The following is a 17,902-nucleotide window of genomic DNA, read 5'->3' on the forward strand; positions in this document are numbered from 1 at the left end:
GAAGCTACTTCATTTTCATTAATTTCTTGCGGCACTATTTGTTGTTCAATCGTAGACAATGTAAGCAGTTCAGATTTGTCGCCTTTATTGTGCGTTGCATTAATAGTTAATAAACCTTCAGTATCAAGGTTGAATTGCAATTTAATTTTTATCTCACCTGCAGGCATGGCTGGGATATTGTTATAAGTAAGTGAGCCTAAATATTCTGCTTTGGTTACGGGTCCAGCTTCGCCCTGAAAAACGTTAACTAGCAATTGTGATTGATTATCGTTTTGGGTGGCGATTTCTATTTCAGCTTTTTGTGGTAATTGCTGATGTTTATTTATAACGATTTGCATTTCGCCATCTGCGTTGGCGATGCCAATAGGAATACTTATAGCGTCTAATAGAGTAACCGCATCAATTTTGGCTAGAGAATCGCCTAAAAGGGCCGCCCCAATTGCTACACATTCGTCAGGATTAACTCCTTTGCGAGTAGATTTGCCAAAGTGGTTAGTGATCATCTCATTAACCAAGGGCATACGAGTTTGACCGCCAACAAGAATTAATTCATCAATATCATGCTTATAAATGTTACGACTTGTTAAGACGTTATCAATTACTTTTAAGGTGCGATCGACTAGATCACGAGTAATTTTATTTAAAGTGTCACGATCGAGCATGAGTTCAAGATCAATAGGTCGCCCACGACGTTCGACTAAGGCAGGCAGCACTATCTGGGTATTCATCAATAAACTCAACTCAATTTTAGCGCGTTCAGCAGCAGTACGTACACGCTGAATTGCAGCTGGTTCATCAATGAAATCAGTTTTATTCTGCTTACGAAAACTTTCTGCTATCCAGTCAATTATGCGAGCATCAAAGTCAGAGCCACCAAGATAAGTGTCGCCGCCGGTGGCGATTACTTGAAAAACATTACCGGTGAGTTCAAGAACACTAACATCGAAAGTGCCGCCACCTAAATCATAAATCAAAATCTTTTGATCAAAACCGCGATTAAATCCATATGCCAAAGCTGCAGCAGTTGGTTCGTTAACAATGCGACGAACATTGAAACCAGCAGCAGTGCCTGCATTTTTTACCAATACCCGCTGATGGTCAGTGTAATACGCTGGTACAGCAATGACTACATCGGGAATTTCTTCACCAAGATGGATTTCAGCGTACCTTTTGACCTGTTGTAAAATTTTAGTTTGAATATCTACGGTGGAGTATATGGTGTTGCCGACACTTATTGCAGCTTCACCATTCTCGCCAGCGACGATTTTATAGCTGACTCTTTTTTGTAACTCGCTAACTGCTTTGGTGTTGAATTGTCTTCCAAGAAGTCGTTTTATCCCATGTATTGTACGTTCAGGATTTGTGATCATTTGTTCTTTAGCAGCTTGACCAACAAAAATTGTACCGCTTTTGTGCAAGCTCACTACTGAAGGCATAAGATTAAAACCACCCTCAATAGGAATAACGCGCGGAATTTTATTAGAAACGTACCCTGTGCACGTGTTGGTTGTCCCTAAATCTATGCCGATGATTTTGTTCATCGTGAAAACCGAAAGTCATGCTCCTTAACTATATTGATCTATAAGTGTAGGAGGCTATAGCTAGTCGAGTCAAGAAACCCTTTAAAATCAAATCAAACAGTTTTGATTTTTCTCTGATATTGCCCTAATTAGGCAGCACGATCGCTAGGTTAATTGCAAGCATAATCTGCAATTCTTATATAAATGTTAGAGTTGTTATTACTTGTCGTGTCATCTATAGAGTGACAAACAACAAGCAAGGTGTAGCGTCGCATGGCGACGGATTTTGACTTTTTAATTATTGGTAGTGGTCTTGCAGGTCTTAATGCAGCTTTACGTATAGCTGAGGCTGGCCGTTCTGTATGTTTAGTTACTAAGCGGGCAATTAACGATAGCGCTACGGTTACGGCCCAGGGCGGTATTGCCAGCGTAATGTCTGAGCAAGATAGTTTTGCCGCACATGTTGCTGATACTCTTACTGCTGGTATCGGATTATGCCATGAAGATGTTGTACGCACTGTTGTAAAGGCAGGCCCAGAGGCAATAAAGCGTTTAGCGCAGTTCGGTGTGAGTTTTGATCGTCACGAAAACGGTTACGATTTAGGACGTGAGGGTGGTCATAGTGCTAGGAGAATTTTGCATTCTCAAGATATTTCCGGCCAAGCAATTGCCTTTGTTTTAGCGCAGCGCGCCCAGCAAATTTCAGAGATTAATATACTTGAGCACCATATTGCTGTTGATTTAATAACAATGCGTAAACTCGGTAACTCTTTTTCTCCTGATCGTTGTTTAGGCGCTTATGTTTTAAATAATCTTACTGGTGAACTGCTTACCATTCGCGCGCGTGCAACGTTACTAGCCACTGGTGGTGCGGGTAAAGTTTACCTTTACACATCTAACCCTGATGTTGCGACGGGTGATGGTATAGCGATGGCTTTTCGTGCTGGCGCTGCACTGGGCAATATGGAATTTGTTCAATTTCATCCAACTTGTCTCTATCACCCACGAGCTAAAAATTTTCTAATTAGTGAAGCAGTTCGTGGCGAAGGTGGAGTGCTACGCCGACGTGATGGTCAAGCGTTTATGAAGTCAGTGCACCCTTTGGCTGATTTAGCCCCACGAGATATTGTGGCCCGTGCTATAGATACTGAGCTTAAACGCACGGGTGATGATTATGTTTTATTAGATATAACTGCACGCCCACCTAGCTTTATTAAAAATCGTTTTCCCAATTTATATAAAGCTTGTTTGCAATATGACATAGATATGACCAAGGAGCCGATTCCGATAGTACCGGCAGCACATTATTTCTGTGGTGGTATATGCACCAATATTAATGGTGCTACTGAAATTACGGGTTTATTCGCAGCTGGTGAAGCTGCGTTTACTGGATTACATGGTGCAAATCGTCTAGCATCAAATTCTTTATTAGAGTCTTTTGTAACTTCTGACCTTGCTGCTATTGCAATGTTGCAAGTTAGCGAGTTAACCCTACCTCAAGTAGAAATGCCAGATTGGGATCCGGGCAGTGCTGTTGATCCAGATGAAATGATTGTGGTCTCGCATAATTGGGATGAGCTGCGCCATGCTATGAGTAGCTATGTTGGTATAGTTCGTTCTGATAAGCGCCTTGTTCGTGCTGCAAAACGCATTAAAATGATACAAGAAGAAATAGATGATTATTACTGGAATTTTAAGCTCACTCATGACCTGGTCGAGCTACGAAATATTGCCGTAGTAGCTAATATAGTTGTAGCAAGCGCTAAGCACAGGCGTGAGAGTCGTGGTCTTCATTATAATATTGATACTCCTGAAAAAAATGATAATTACCTTCATGATACCATTTGCCGACGGGGTCTGGATCAAAGTTTGATTTTTGCATAAGCCAAATTAAGGGTACCCCTGAAATGCTGCGTATTTTTTATCAGGTATTATTTCTCGTTTTTCTAATATCTCCAAACTTGGCTAGGGCTGAGTTATATAGCTTCATAGATGAACAAGGGGTTGTTCATTTTACAAATATTCCAAATGATTCGCGTTATAAACCTTTGCCTACAACGTCAGCGCGTAATACTTACACTTGGGGTGATGATTTAGGCAAAATGCGCAAAATACATCGTGTAGATGTTAATGACTATGATGCAATTATTGTTGCTGCTGCTCGCTATTACACGCTACCCGCAGCACTTATTAAAGCAATTATTGCAGTTGAAAGTGCTTTCGAAGTGCAAGCAGTATCAAACAAAGGGGCACAAGGTTTAATGCAATTAATGCCCGATACCGCAGCAGCGATGTATGTAAATGATCCATTTAATGCTCGTGATAATATCTATGGCGGTACTCGTTATATACGTCTATTAGCTAATAGTTTTAATGGTCATTTGCGTCATACTATCGCAGCCTATAATGCCGGGCCAAAAGCAGTTGAACGAGAAAAAGATGTACCATCAATTGCTGAAACAAGATTGTATGTACAACGGGTATTAATATTATATAAACACTATGCAACAAGTTGGAAACCATAAGTTGTAACTACTTAAGGTATTGGCAATAAATCATGCATTGGACTTTACCAAATGTCATCACTATAGCGCGCTTAGGCTTACTGCCATTTATAGTGTTTTTGATATGGCCTGGTATTGAAAATCGTGAAACTTGTTTTTGGGCTGCGGTAATTTATACCATCGGTGGAGTACTCGATGTTCTAGATGGTATTTTGGCACGTCGTCGTAATGAAGTCACCGTATTGGGTAAATTTCTTGACCCGCTTGCAGATAAACTTTTTTATTTAGTAACTCTAATTGCTCTTATGCAACTGCAAGAGCCGCGAGTTCCGGCTTGGCTAGTAATGATAGTATTAGCACGAGAATTAGCTATCACCGGTCTGCGTGGAATTGCTGCTTCTGATGGCATTGTTATCGCTGCAGGCGGTGGTGGTAAAATGAAAACCACCCTTGCTACAGTGGGTATGGTTGGTTTACTAATTCACTACCCATATTTTATTAATTTTGGTCCATTTTCAGCTTTGATTGATATGCATTATATTGGTTTGTGGTTAACCTACATTTCTATAGCTTTTTCTATATCAAGTGGGATTGAATATCTTGTTGGTTTTAATAAAGCTATGCGGGCGCGTCATAGTGTTATAACCGAGAAACAAGATATATAACAATGTTAAATCTATTTGATAAAATACGCCAACGCGGTGAACGTTTAGGTCGTGAGTTTTTAGTACGATTGGTGGGCAAAATATTTGGGGTTAAAAAACGCCCAGTAAAATTAGGGCCTAGGCCGCGTATTTTAATAGTAAGACTTGATGAACGTGTGGGTAATTTAGTTTTAACTAGTCCGATACTCTCAAGCTTGCGATTACGTTTTGCAAATGCCCAAATTGATTTATTAGCGCACTATCGTGGTGCTGAATTTATGGCAAAGCATGCCGCCATTAATAATTATTTTATTTTTGATAAGCGTCGCTGGTTTGCCAGACATGGTCCGATATTTACCCCTTTTTTCTTGCGCAGCAAACGCTATGATGTTGCAATTGATGCAGCTAATCCGAGTGATCCTTCTGCAACCCAAGCTATATTTGTACGTTTATGTGGTGCAAAGCACACGGTAGGATATGCCGAAGGAAAATTTGCACGTTTATATAGCGCCCCGGTCATAAGGTTGGCATCAGCAAGTAACAAATTAATTAAAAATAATAACGATTCAATATCTTCAGTACATGAAATAGATATGCGACTTGCACTATTACAAGCATTACCCGGGGCAGCTATCGAGCGCAATACTAGCCTTGCTAATTTAGGCAGCGATAATATTAAGCGCAAACGCCCTTATGGTATAATGAATGTAGGTGCGAGATTAGGTGAAAAACGTCTTAGTAAAGAAGCATATATAAATATCGCCAAAAAGATATTAAGCTATGGCATTGATTGTATTGTTGTCTATGGGCCAAGTGAATTTGATTTAGCCAACGAAGTTGCAACATCAGCGATTGGTGCTGAATTAGCTCCTCCTACTACTCTTGTTGAGCTAGCGCAACTTATGCAAAATGCACGTATAGTAATAACCTGTGATACTGGACCAATGCATATTGCAGTAGCTTTAGGCGTAGCTACTTGCGGTTTATTTTTAGTAACCGAGCCTTCACGCTATGGATATAATCATGCGCCTCATATCGCTATTGATACACGTATAGATAGTATGAAAAATTGGCTTGCACAGATCGATACTTGGTTGCATCAACGTTTAAGTAAAACTAACAGATTGCTATAAATGTTTTACTTATCGGAGAAGTAATGCGCCAGCCTCGCATAACTTATGATAGTTTTGGTACCCCTGCAGTTTGGGCAGAAAATATCAGTCAAGCTTATTTTGGTATTGGTTTTCTGCATGGATTTCATCGTGCTCTGCAAACATTAATTCTTGCCAGTGCTGGTCGTGGCGAATTGGCGCGACGCTTGATCGCACGAAAAGAACTAGTAGCTATTGATGCTATTGCCGCACGCTTAAATATTGTAGATAGAGCTGCAAAAGCACAAGCCGAATTATCAACATCAGCATGTGATTGGTTGTCTGCATACGTTGATGGAGTTGGTGCAGGTTTAGCTCGTGCCGGTAAACCTTTTGAGCTAAAAGTTTTATTGGCTAAAATTCAGCCACCAAATACCGCTTCGGTATTAGGCGCCTCAATGCTTGCAGCCTATCTTGGTTTAGCAGAAGGTCAAGAGCGCATGGAGCGTGCTATAATAGATGCGGTGAGAGCTGGTGCTGATATCGCTTTGCTTGAAGCTATGTTTCATCCCCATTTATTAGGATGGCAACCAGAACAGTATCACGATGTAAATATATCAAATGTATTAGGCTTTGCTAGTGGTGGTTTGTGTGTGGCAACTGGTGGAAGTAATGCCTGGGCGGTAAGCGGAAAACGCAGTGTTAGTGGCAAACCATTGTTTGCAGCCGACCCACATTTACAAGTTAATCAAATGCCATCATTGTTTTTTGAGCTGCGAGTCAAATTGCCTAATGATTATTGGCTTGGGGCAACTATACCGGGATTACCGGGGATAGCAGTAGGGAGAAATAAAAATGTCGCCTGGAGTGGGACATTTGGGGTTGCCGATAATGTGGATTTTACTATTGAAGACCTTACAGACTTAGGAGCTAAGCGAGGCAATAATAACTATGCCACGGTTTTAACTCGTCATGCTAAAATTCATCGACGGTGGCGCCGCGATTTGCATCTATATTTTCATGAAACTGATCATGGAATTATAGAGAGCAATAGCAAGCATATAGCTAATAGAATGCTAGCTACTCGTTGGGCGGGTGGTGAAAATTTAGCCAATGCAATTACAGCATATATGGCATTACCATTGGCTACAAACGTAAATGATGCAGAAAAAACCATACGCCAGGCAACAACTTTTAGTTTGCATTATATTTTAGCAGACCGCAGCGGTGAGGTTTTATATTGTCAAGCGGGTCGTATACCAAAACGTAGCGGTCAATGGTCAGGTTTATATCCAGTAGAAGCTACAAGTAAACAAAAATGGATAGGATATTATCAAGGTGAAACGCTGCCCAGGTGTTGGGCACAAAAAGGTGTTATCGCCAGTGCCAACGAAGCGCGTTTGGCAAGTGATGGCACAACTTTATCTACCTTTGCCCAACCTGATTATCGTTTTTTGCGAATTGAATCCTTTTTAATTGCCCGTGAAAATCATGATGTAAATAGCATGAAAGAGTTGCAGTTAGATGTATTTTCGCGGCAAGCGCAATTATTACAGCCATTTTTTATTTCAATACTTCCAGATGGCCCGATACATGATGCTCTAATAAAATGGGATTTTTGTTATGATGGTAAAAGCTTTGGGGCTCATGCCTTTGAGTTAACCTATCAAGCTGCACAAATAGCTTTAGCTGTTGAACTTGGCGGTGATTGGTTTGTAAATATGTTAGCTCACAGCGAGCTGGCATTGTGGTGGTGCAACGCGATTGACCGTATTTTTGCTCAGCCTAATACTTGGCAAACAGAATTAGGTGAAAAATTGCGTGCGGCGATTGGTAAAATTGCGCAACGAGAAATACAACCCTTAGCTTTAACTCAGCGTTTTACTATGAACCATATGGTTTTTGGTGGTATTCCACTGAGTGGTTTTGATAAAGGTCCATTTGCCTTGCCTGGTTCACGAGCTACAGTATGCCAGGGCACTATTACTTATCCCGGTAATAATCAGATAGTAATTGCCCCAGCATATCGTTTTGTTTGTGACCTCAATGAAGATGCTGCCCAAACTTGTTTGCCCGGTGGTATCGAGGGTTCAAGATTTTCTGATTCTTATGATCGATGGCTAGATGATTATTTTGCGGGCACTTATCATCGTTTAGAGCCGCCAAGGGATGATGAGGAAGCGCTTTATTAGCAATTGTAGTTACTTAATTTTAAAACAGTGTTTAAGATATTGTTACCAATTTATCCAGATATATGCGAACAAATAAAATTGATATAATGATAAAGTAAAGCCCTTGTCAAACCGGTAAAACTACACTGCTTAAGCTAAAACTACACTGCTTAAGCAATTATTCCCGGCTGCTCGCTATTACGATTTGTTGCTGTTTCTAGTGGTGCCACACCACACAGCGCACCACTGGATATATACATGATAAAATGATCAACTCGCCTCATTGCACCATAAGCAGGCACTCTGACTGCAATGTCTTCTTTTTAAATGGTTTAAGCGCGTCGATGTTAGCCACGACGCGAGTGATAACAGCAAAATACGGTAGACAGTCAAACAGCAAATGCTTGTTAAATTTGGTAGAACATGTCATTTTTAAAACTATGAGTGTTTCGCCTAATGCTACTGCGCAAGCAATTTATAAACGCATAAGCCACAGACAAAATGAAAATAAAATAAGCCAAAAGCAAGCGCTGCAAATTGCTACCAAAATAGCTATAAAGTTAAAAGATGAATGGGGGGCAAAAGAAGTATGGCTGCATGGTAGCTTAAGCAAGCAATATTTTTCTTCAAACTCTGATATTGATTTAGCAATTAGTGGATTAAACACAACGCAACTAAACGAAGCGGCAATTGCTCTTGATGAAATGGCGAAACCATTTATTTTAGATTTTTGTTCTATCGAGCGTCTTAATCTCAACTGGCAAGCGCGTATAAAAACAAAAGGACTACGATTAATATGAGCCCAGCAGAAATTGCTAAAAACGAAATACTCGCTTTAGTCGCTGAAATTAATGATGATATAGACGCAATTAAGAAGTTATTGCCTCATTTATTAAAAGTTCTTTCATCAATCAAGCAAAACGAAGACCCAGTACAAATAATGTCTGCGGCAGGGTATCTTCACCACATCTATACTGCCATTGAGTCAATTCATGAACGTATTGTTCGTATTATTGATGGATCATTGCCGATTGAAGAACGTTGGCATCAGGAATTGTTGACTAGGGTTGGTGTTGAAGTTGCAAAGGTTCGTCCAGCAATTATAAGCTCAATAACTCGTGCACGTCTTGCACGTCTTTTACGTTTTCGTCATTTTTTTCGTCATGCATATCGTATTGATTTTCTTGCTGAAGAAGTAATTAATACTGCAAGCGACATTGAAGAGACTCTCATGCAATATGAAAATGAATTGAAAACGTTTTGTGATCATTTAATAAAAGCGGCAGATGATTTGAATTAACATAGTTGTTCGGGTTTGGGTATTTCAAACAGATAGTCTTGCAAAATAATTTTGCGATATTGCCAATAACTAAAAACAAACAATCATAAAAGCATTGTTAATGCGTTGTAGTAAATTTTATTTCTGATTTCTGACTGCAAAGACAATCGAGTAATTACGACAGTTCAATTTTGGCACGATGATTGCTTTAATATTTAAGTATGAATGCTATTGCTAATCATCACAATGCTCGTAATTACCTGTTTTTTAATAAAATAGGCGAGCTCCCCTATGAATCAGCCAGTTTAGTCGCTGTTGAAGTGTCGCAAAATGACACATCGGTAGTGTCGCAAAATGAGACACTTAAGCAAGCAAAAGAGATAATCGCTAATCAACATCAGATTAATAATTCAGTCTCATCGCATAGCAATGGGGTTGCTGGTCGTTGGTTAAATCAACTGCGCGAAAAACCCAAAATCACCAGCCCGCTGGCAACTCAAGCTGTACAGAAGGTCGATCAAACATCACCAGATAGCCCAGCAAAAGAACTTGAAGCGTTATTGGTTCATTGCGAAGAGTTACTTAGAAATGAAAGTAGCAGCATAAAACCTTTGCAGATAGCAGAGCAGAGTGAACGAGCAAGACTGCTAGCACAATATCGGCGTGAAATCGTAATATTTTTAAGCGAAAGTCAACCTGGCCTAATATCCGAAAATGCAAAAGAAATTATATTAAGTAAAGATCTGCTACAGAGTCAGGGCGAATTTAGTATCGATCAAATAAACCATGAAATTATGCAAGAATTATCACAGCGTTATAAATAATCGGAGATAGTTATGTCTAACGATCCACACAACATGAGTCATAGCGCAATTATTAGAAAAGTTCTTGAAGTTAATCCGGCAATGCAGATTGGCGATAAAACACCGCAAGAGATGAGTGAGTATTTAAAGGCGACCATTAAAGCAGCAAAACTATCACCAAAATATACTGATAAAAAGTTTATCGCTATTTTTAATGGGATGCTTGCTGAACTTGAAGAAAACTTAAAAAATGATTTACAAATGTTAAATGCACGTCGAGCTAAAATAAAAGAAAAACACGTGCAACTAACGCAAGAATTTCGCCAGGCAGTAATTCAATATTTGGTTGCAACCAATTCTGATTATCTGCCGCAAGCTACTCGTGGGGTATTACAGCAACATCAAGATTTATTAATGCAACTAAATCTTTCGGTGGCTATGCTAAGTCGAGCAGTAAGAGCACAAGACCCAACTATAATTTAATATAGTTTAAAACTTTTAATGAGGGCACTATCATGCAAAAACTAATTAAAAATTCTCGAGTAACAAATAACTTTATAACTTATCAAAATAACTTAGTTATATCTGGTGATTGGGCTATTGATGGCATTACTGAAGCAATAGCTAATAATTGCAGCGAGATTGAAAAACTAGCAGGCCAATTAGAAGAAATAAAAAATAAAATCGAATTTGAATTATCGCGACCACAAAAAGACAAAGTATATATTAAAATATTAAGAGAAAAAATTGAACTAATTTTAGCTCATATAAACAATATTCAGTGTAAAAGATTACCAGCTTTGATTGCCGAACTACAAAAAACTATTGCCGAAAATAATACCATATTATCGCGAAAATATTTGACAGCGCCAGTGTGCGATACGACAGGTTTGGATAGTTTATTAAGTACAGATGATGCAAATCATAAAATTGATGAGCAGGGCATTTCGCCTTGGGCATAATTTATGCAGAGATTGTTACAATAAAATTAACTACGAGATAATTTTTGTTAATTTTAAGGCTATTAAAAAAGTGAAAGGGACCAAAAATGAATTTACAACAAGTGCAAAACCAAAGACTCAATTTTACAACCATAGAGCGAATTAATGAGCTTAATCAAAATATCGCTGCTGGTATAGAAATGGGCAACATTGAGGGCTTAGTGCAATCAGTTTTACGTGAGTCTTATATTGAAATGACAGAAGACCTGCGTTTTTTTGCCGAGAAAGTTAAATATTTTAATAAAGTAAAAAAAGATATTCGTAATGAAATTAAGGCTAGACGCGCACTGGCAGCAAGTATCACAGGTGAAAAAGATGACTATGTGTTATCAGAATCTTTTATGCCGAAGAGCTTTGTTCATCAATATTATGGTCAAAATTATGAAAAGAACGATAATGATACTCAGGCAAAAAATACAGCATGCGATGAAACTATTGCCAAAGAACAAACACCAATAGACAGTGCTACTGAAGATGCTGATAATACCGCAACAGAAAATGCCAACAACACAACTACACCTATTAATCAAAACGATAGCGAGTCAACTGAAGATAGCCAACAGCAAGCTATTGCAGAGCAGGCACTGGCGGTATACCAACAAAATTGCGAGTTCATGAAAAATGCTAAAGATGCTTCGACTAAAGAAACAACCATTCCGGTGTGGACACCAATTAGTGAGTCATTTGCCAATATTGATGTTTGGGCTGAGCAATGCAAACAATCTGCTTTAAATTGGTTTAATGGTTTAACTGATGAACAAAAAGAGGCGGTTGCAACTCAATTAAAAGCGCAAGGAATTCAATTTAATATCAGCGCCTGGGGTGATGAATTTAGAAAAGATCAGCATAAGGTAAAAAGCAATAATAAAATGTCGGTATTGGCCGAAGGGCAAAGTGTAATTGAATATATTTGTACCTGCTTAGATAAAGTTGTTGCGCAGAGACCTACAAAGATTACCAAATTGATCGATCAGGGGTCATATATTCAATATCTTTGCAAGACGCGGGCACATCCGTCTGTTATTGAGAGTGCGAGAGCATCTCTATATCATGCACATAAATGTCAGGTTACTTGTTGGCGTATTTCATTAGAAACTGGTATCCCCAAGCAAACTAAATGCCAAGTACGAGATATTAGCAAAGTACTATGGCCACCAACAGAATTTATTGGCAAGTTAGATGAAAATAAATATCCCACGCCAGAATCAGTAACTGCATCAAAAAATTGCAATAATGTAGATAAACCAGATGATTCGCAAGCCGCACAAAAAGCTTTAGAAGCATACGATAAATATTGTGCAGAACTTGAAAAAGACCCAAATGCAAAAAGAGTGACAGTTAGCATACCAATGTGGGAGCCTTTAGATAACAAATATAAAACTCGCGAAACATTAATTCGCGAATATAAAGAATCGGCTAAAAATTGGTGTAACAAGTTAACCCCCAGTCAAAAAGCTGCGGTTATCGAACAATTTCAAAAAAATGGTATCGTATTTACCGCACATGTTTGGGATCAAAGGCATCAAGATGATGACGATGGCTTAATTGTTGATAAAGCAATGCGTAAATTAGTGCCGGGCCAAGATCTGCTTGATTATTTAGAGGGTTGTATCAACGAAGTGGTTAGTAGCCTAAACAAAGATGATGACGGTCATGATGCCGCAGCATGGTCATTAGGTTTTAAAGAAACTGTTCCCAAAGATACTAGCTATAAAATGTTAGATAAAAGCCAGGCGCCATGGCCACTGCCAGGATATGAAAATACTTTTGACACAGAGAAATATCCTGATCCAGATTCTGTGCGTAATAATACACCTTATGAAAAAACAGATAATGATAGCGCCATTACCGAAAGCACCGAAAACAAAGAATGGAAAGAAGGAGACCCCATTAAGACCAAAGCAGATCTTGATGCTTATTTAAAATCGTTAGAAGACGAATTAAATACTGTGGGTGATGACGCGCAATTGTCAAATGTCGATTTGCAAAATGCTTTACAAAAGCAGCAGCAAACCTTGCAATTGATGTCAAATATTTCAAAAATGTTGAGTGATACAGCAGCGAGTATAATCCGAAAAATTTCCGCTTAGCTTTGTTGAGTAATTTTTTGTTTATGAGAGGGCCTTGTCGACATCGGCTGCTCCCATAAATTTTAAATATATCGTAATCTCATCTTTTGGTGCTACTTCATCAAGTACTTTAACAAGAGCACGAATGTCTTTAGCTGATAGTTTTTCAAACTTGCTAACATCTTCACTCTCGGTTAGCCCATCTTGATGAGGGATACCCAAGTGATCTAAAGCTTTAGCAAGCATAGCTCGTTTAGTTAAAAGAAAAGTACGTAAAATTTCTTCACATAGTTCGTCATCATCTTGGTTTTGCAATAATCGAAAAAGCTCAGCGGTACGGGCTTCGTTTTTAGCACCAGGTTTAGGTAAACGTGAACTACTTTGCGGCGCGCGTACATTATGACGATGAAAATATGTTTCACGGGCTTTACGGCTAGATGCTGATAAAACTTCGACAAATTTTTCAGCACTTAAAGTACGAAGAATAGCTGAATATTCAGGCATAATACTCTCTTTAAATAGGGACACCACCAAGTAAAAATTAGTTTTGCTAAAGGTGATTTATATATTGGAGGTGTTAATAAATTAGCAAGCTGCTTAGATCACGAATTCGTAATCTTTTTCGCGTGTTAGCACTAACGTGCATGGAGCTTTTTCAACCACCTTTTTAAAGTGTTTGTTATTTGGTTTGCCCATTACAATCATGTCAGCCCCAATACCGCTAGCAATACGTAATACTTCAATAGCAGAATTTCCGTGCGATGTACGTCGATAAACTTCATCAACTGAATGGTTAATTCCTTGTTTATTAAGGCGTTCTACAGATTGTAATACCGCTTGTTTCATACGAGCCATATGCTCAACGTTAAGACGATCTAACTCACGGTAGTCAGTAATTTTTTCTTCAAGCGCATGAAAAACATAGACATCTGCATTGGCTATACGGCTATACATAAGGGCAAAATCTAGGGCCAACTCTGATTTTTTGCTGAAACTGGTTGGAACCACGATTTTTAATTTTGGTTTGTTTTCAGCGTTCATCTCCATGCTCTCCATGCTGTCTCCTTACCAGAAACGCTACCGTATCACGAGCACAATTCTGGCAATAGCCATAGCGATCACGAAGCGTATTTAACATTACAGCGGATTGTTCAATTTCTTTAGCACTTAAATCAGCAATATCCGATTCTGTGTATTTGAGGAAATTTTCGTACATTTTTTTTAAAACTTTATGTTTTTTAGTATAAAAGTCCTCTCGTAGATTTTCTATGTAACTACCGAATATTTCTGTGTAATTTGGTTTTTTATCCGGAAATTCAAGCGAGCGTGCGCCAATAGTACCGATGACTGCACGACGAAAATCATCAGAGGCTTCACCCGAAGCCATTAATACTTTCTCAATCTCACTCATAAAGTTTTCGTCAGGATCGCGCAATTCCCCTGAAATAGGGTCATTCATTTTTTCATGTTTTACCCAATGTGAAACATGAGAAACATAGCGACTAAAGAGATCATGATAGCTTTGCTCAGTAGCAATACCTGTCGATTCACGCACTTCATCATCTATCCAAGAAGTATAAATTTTTTCTGTTTCACGCAAAAATGCAACATGGTCATGATAACCATTAATCGCATCTTGCCTTAAAAATTCGTATACTGATTTTGCCTGTAATAATTCATTTATATTTGCAAACACAGCTAATGGGTTAAGGCATTGATAACCTTCATGATAAGCGGCATTAAGCAATATTGAACGGATTTCACGCGCACTAGCACCATAGCGACCTTCATATTTTGGATATGAGTATGATTCTTTAAAAATATCAGCTATATGATGACGTAACTCTTTTGCTTGTCGAGTAGTTAAGCGAGAAGGTGTTTTACCATTATCGTAGAGTCTAAGTTTTTCGATTGGAGTTAAAGAATCAATTACGTCAACTAGATCGCTTGGGTAAAGCGATTTATCAGCACGACGCATCCGTGATAATACCGCCCACAATGAAGCAACACTAATAGTGTGCGGAGCAATATGACGTCCTACAATACGTGAAGTAATTTGATTCTTATAAATATCTACTTCATTTGAATAACGTAGCAAATATGGAACTTTTACTAATTCAATACGAGCTTTAAACGATGGAAAATCGGGGTGTTCTTTAAAGGCATCAAGATAAGTTTCATTTGTTGAAGCTAAAAAAACTATGTCTAAGTGTATTAAAAATGAATCCATTGACACAGTTGAGGTCTCAATGGTGCTTAGCAGGTATTTAAAAGCATCTACTGGGCGTTTGAGCAAATCGCTATATTCAAGTACCCCTCGATTAGCATCTACTAATGGTCCAGTAGGGGTAAAAAGCGAGGTATGCTGTAAAGCTTTTGGTAAAGAAGCCAGTGAATGATCAGCGGTTACTTGTTGTATATGCGCATCTACCGAAAGCTGTGGTTCAATTGTTGCGGCGGCTCGCCGATAGCGACGTGAGACATAGAATCGTTCAATTTGGATGTGTTTCAGAACCTTAGCAACATCACCATCATAACTTGATAATAAAGCATCGTAGATACGTCGGCATTTGTAGCATAAGTCACCTAAGCGCAGATACTCATTAGCCAGGTGTTGGCTGTTTTCAGAGCCATCGATATTTTCAGCTTGGTTTGGCAGCAAGTGCGAAAGCAGATTTAGTCTTTGGCTTTGTGGTAAAAGAAATAGGGGATGGTCATGCAAGTCACAAGGAATTCTTGCATCCATGTCAGAATTTGAAAGATGCGCATAAGTGTTATTGCTCAAATGCGCTTTCTGTTCGTTACCAAACCCTATACGATCAGTTGCAGCCAAACGTTCGGTTGGAAATATCCAGTTAAAACTATATAAAGCTCCTTCAGGTAATCGGCTGTAAGCTTCCATACCAGCCATAATGCAGCGAACTATTGAGCTTTTGGCACTACCATTAGGGCCGTGCAAGAGAATGAGTTTATTGATTTTTCCTTCACGTGCGAAGTTACATAGAATGCGAAAAAGTTGTTCTTGCACACGTTCATGACCAGCGACCCTTCCATCCCCATCAGTAAAAGGTGCGTCAAACAGGTTATATCTTGTCACCCGGCCAGTTGGTAATTTTAGAACTTGCTGGCCAAAATGTTTGAACATATCAACGATATACTGAGCAGAGCACCTTAAATGTCGCTCGGGCTTTGTAAATAGCATATCGAAATATTCATTAAATGAGAGAATGGTACGGTCAGCGATAAAAGAGTCGTGAACTTTTTCGAAAATATTATTGAGCAATTTGTCTTCTTTTTGATTATTTTTGCTCATAGTGATCCATGCAATCCTTTTTATAATTTCGTTTTATTCATTACTCAGCATACAATTAGCGCTAACATGCAAACGTTTTTTTATTATTTGTTCAACGGGCTTTAGATCTTCATTTAATATACATTCAGCATTATTAACTATGATATTAATAGGATCTTTAGTTAATTCAATATGTGGTTCCCAAGAGTCATCTGCTTTCATAAGCGCCATGGCTAAATGTAAAATAGCACCTACGGTTTTGGCGGCTTGATTATCTATTTTGTTTATTTTTCCTAAACGAATGTCGAGCTGTAACGCGTATTTAATAGCAAATGCAGCAACTTTGCGAGATTTTTCATTAAGATCGAGTTCATGGCTACTGATAATTTGCTTAATAGCCGCCAAAGCAGTGTGCTTGCGATCATGCAAACCCGAATCGTTAAGAAGATAAGCAGCAGTTTCAAGTGGAGCTAATGCTGGCGGCCATAAACCATGTAAAGCTGCAAGTAATTCGAAAATTCGTCTTGCAATTCGAGCTCGACGTTCAGGCATATTGAGATCAAAACTTGACGTTTGGAGTAATTGGCGAGCATTAGTATGGTGATAATCTTCATTTACTAAGGTAAAAAGTAATGATTCACGTATGCCGGTGCCAGGCACTAATATTGTTTTTAGTTGGTAAATCTCTATAAGAGATAAGATTACTAAGGCAGCCGGTAATATGACATCACCACGATCTTTACGCAGATTATATTTATGCGATCTTTGATCAGGAGTAATTTTGCCGAGTTGCCGTATCAAGTTGCTTAACAATTGGGGATCGATTGCAGGTACATTACTGTTAACAACTGGAGCCAAGCGAGCAAGTGCATCAAGATTACCTCCAGTACCTATTGCTAAACTCGTTTGGCAAACATCATTTAAGTTTTTAGCTATTTCATCGCGTAAAGCGCAAAATATTTCTTTTATTTGCCAGTCTTTTTGAGTTTCTTGAAGGCAAGGATAACGTTGCAATAATTTAAGTGTACCCCAAGGAATTGAAATACCATTACGGGTAGTGGTCCACTCAAGTTCAAGACTACCACCACCTAGATCAATAAGTAGGCAATTCGAACTAATGGTTCCTAATGCGCGCATTAAAGTAAGGCGCATAATGCGCCCTTCTTCTGCGCCGGTAATAATTTCTAATGAAATGCCAGTGGTTTGTTTAATTTTTTGCACTATTTCAGAAGCATTTTGAGCCTCACGCCAAGCACTAGTTGCAACGGCTCGGTAACGCGATACTTTTAATCGTGAAATTTTTTTGGCGATATCATTGAATATATTAAGTAGCTTATTTATTTGGGTCGGATTAATTTTGTTATGTTTAAATACTTCACTACCCAGGCGTAAAGGGTAGCGTTTATTGAATTTACGTAAAAGAACACCAGTTGGTCCCACATGAATGATTGCTAAACGAATAGCATTTGAACCAGCATCAATGGCTGCAACTGTTTGCATGAATGTAACTTTGCCAAAGTAAATGGGG

General features: G+C 38.8%; 16 protein-coding genes. 11 read left to right on the plus strand and 5 right to left on the minus strand.

The features are described from left to right. Window positions 1–1,541, minus strand: a 1,541-nt coding sequence (locus JW841_06155) for an Hsp70 family protein (protein ID MBN1960509.1), incomplete at its 3' end; no start/stop codon positions are given. 252 nt (window positions 1,542–1,793) lie between these two features. On the opposite strand from JW841_06155, the gene nadB reads away from it, so the two are divergent. The 11 genes from nadB to JW841_06210 all read left to right on the plus strand — a co-directional run bounded on the left by nadB (window position 1,794) and on the right by JW841_06210 (window position 13,103). Next, window positions 1,794–3,404: an L-aspartate oxidase gene (gene nadB / locus JW841_06160; protein MBN1960510.1), complete on the plus strand. Its 1,611-nt coding sequence runs from the start codon at window positions 1,794–1,796 to the stop codon at window positions 3,402–3,404. A 23-nt stretch (window positions 3,405–3,427) separates the two neighbouring features. Beyond that, entirely contained in the window at window positions 3,428–4,045 is a 618-nt protein-coding gene (locus JW841_06165; protein MBN1960511.1) for a lytic transglycosylase domain-containing protein, read from the plus strand. A 32-nt stretch (window positions 4,046–4,077) separates the two neighbouring features. Beyond that, window positions 4,078–4,689 (plus strand): CDP-diacylglycerol--glycerol-3-phosphate 3-phosphatidyltransferase, encoded by a 612-nt coding sequence (gene pgsA / locus JW841_06170; GenBank protein MBN1960512.1) that lies wholly within the window; start codon window positions 4,078–4,080, stop codon window positions 4,687–4,689. A gap of 2 nt (window positions 4,690–4,691) precedes the next feature. Next, window positions 4,692–5,801, plus strand: a complete 1,110-nt coding sequence (locus tag JW841_06175) for a glycosyltransferase family 9 protein (GenBank protein ID MBN1960513.1) — start codon at window positions 4,692–4,694, stop codon at window positions 5,799–5,801. A 23-nt stretch (window positions 5,802–5,824) separates the two neighbouring features. Next, window positions 5,825–7,951, plus strand: a complete 2,127-nt coding sequence (locus JW841_06180; GenBank protein MBN1960514.1) for a penicillin acylase family protein — start codon at window positions 5,825–5,827, stop codon at window positions 7,949–7,951. 419 nt (window positions 7,952–8,370) lie between these two features. Then, entirely contained in the window at window positions 8,371–8,730 is a 360-nt protein-coding gene (locus JW841_06185; protein ID MBN1960515.1) for a nucleotidyltransferase domain-containing protein, read from the plus strand. Then, on the plus strand, window positions 8,727–9,230 hold the full coding sequence (locus tag JW841_06190; protein MBN1960516.1) for a hypothetical protein: 504 nt from the start codon (window positions 8,727–8,729) through the stop codon (window positions 9,228–9,230). Before JW841_06185 ends, JW841_06190 begins: the two co-directional genes overlap by 4 nt. Before the next feature lie 200 nt (window positions 9,231–9,430). Next, window positions 9,431–10,033: a hypothetical protein gene (locus JW841_06195; GenBank protein MBN1960517.1), complete on the plus strand. Its 603-nt coding sequence runs from the start codon at window positions 9,431–9,433 to the stop codon at window positions 10,031–10,033. A 12-nt stretch (window positions 10,034–10,045) separates the two neighbouring features. Continuing rightward, window positions 10,046–10,495, plus strand: a complete 450-nt coding sequence (locus tag JW841_06200; GenBank protein ID MBN1960518.1) for a hypothetical protein — start codon at window positions 10,046–10,048, stop codon at window positions 10,493–10,495. Window positions 10,496–10,527: 32 nt separating this feature from the next. Further along, complete coding sequence (locus JW841_06205) at window positions 10,528–10,974, plus strand: hypothetical protein (protein MBN1960519.1); 447 nt, start codon at window positions 10,528–10,530, stop codon at window positions 10,972–10,974. A gap of 86 nt (window positions 10,975–11,060) precedes the next feature. Beyond that, window positions 11,061–13,103, plus strand: a complete 2,043-nt coding sequence (locus JW841_06210; GenBank protein MBN1960520.1) for a hypothetical protein — start codon at window positions 11,061–11,063, stop codon at window positions 13,101–13,103. Between the two features lie 21 nt (window positions 13,104–13,124). On the opposite strand, the gene JW841_06215 is transcribed toward JW841_06210, so the two are convergent. From JW841_06215 to JW841_06230, 4 genes are all read right to left on the minus strand, one after another. Beyond that, a complete protein-coding gene (locus tag JW841_06215; protein MBN1960521.1) occupies window positions 13,125–13,586 on the minus strand; it encodes a hypothetical protein in 462 nt (153 codons plus the stop codon). Window positions 13,587–13,679: 93 nt separating this feature from the next. Beyond that, on the minus strand, window positions 13,680–14,123 hold the full coding sequence (locus JW841_06220; protein MBN1960522.1) for a universal stress protein: 444 nt from the start codon (window positions 14,121–14,123) through the stop codon (window positions 13,680–13,682). Beyond that, a complete protein-coding gene (locus JW841_06225) occupies window positions 14,113–16,395 on the minus strand; it encodes a serine protein kinase PrkA (protein ID MBN1960523.1) in 2,283 nt (760 codons plus the stop codon). Before JW841_06225 ends, JW841_06220 begins: the two co-directional genes overlap by 11 nt. Window positions 16,396–16,428: 33 nt before the next feature. Further along, a complete protein-coding gene (locus JW841_06230; protein ID MBN1960524.1) occupies window positions 16,429–17,874 on the minus strand; it encodes a hypothetical protein in 1,446 nt (481 codons plus the stop codon). Window positions 17,875–17,902 lie beyond the last annotated feature (28 nt).

Source organism: Deltaproteobacteria bacterium, assembly GCA_016931625.1.
Lineage (GTDB): Bacteria > Myxococcota > XYA12-FULL-58-9 > XYA12-FULL-58-9 > JAFGEK01 > JAFGEK01.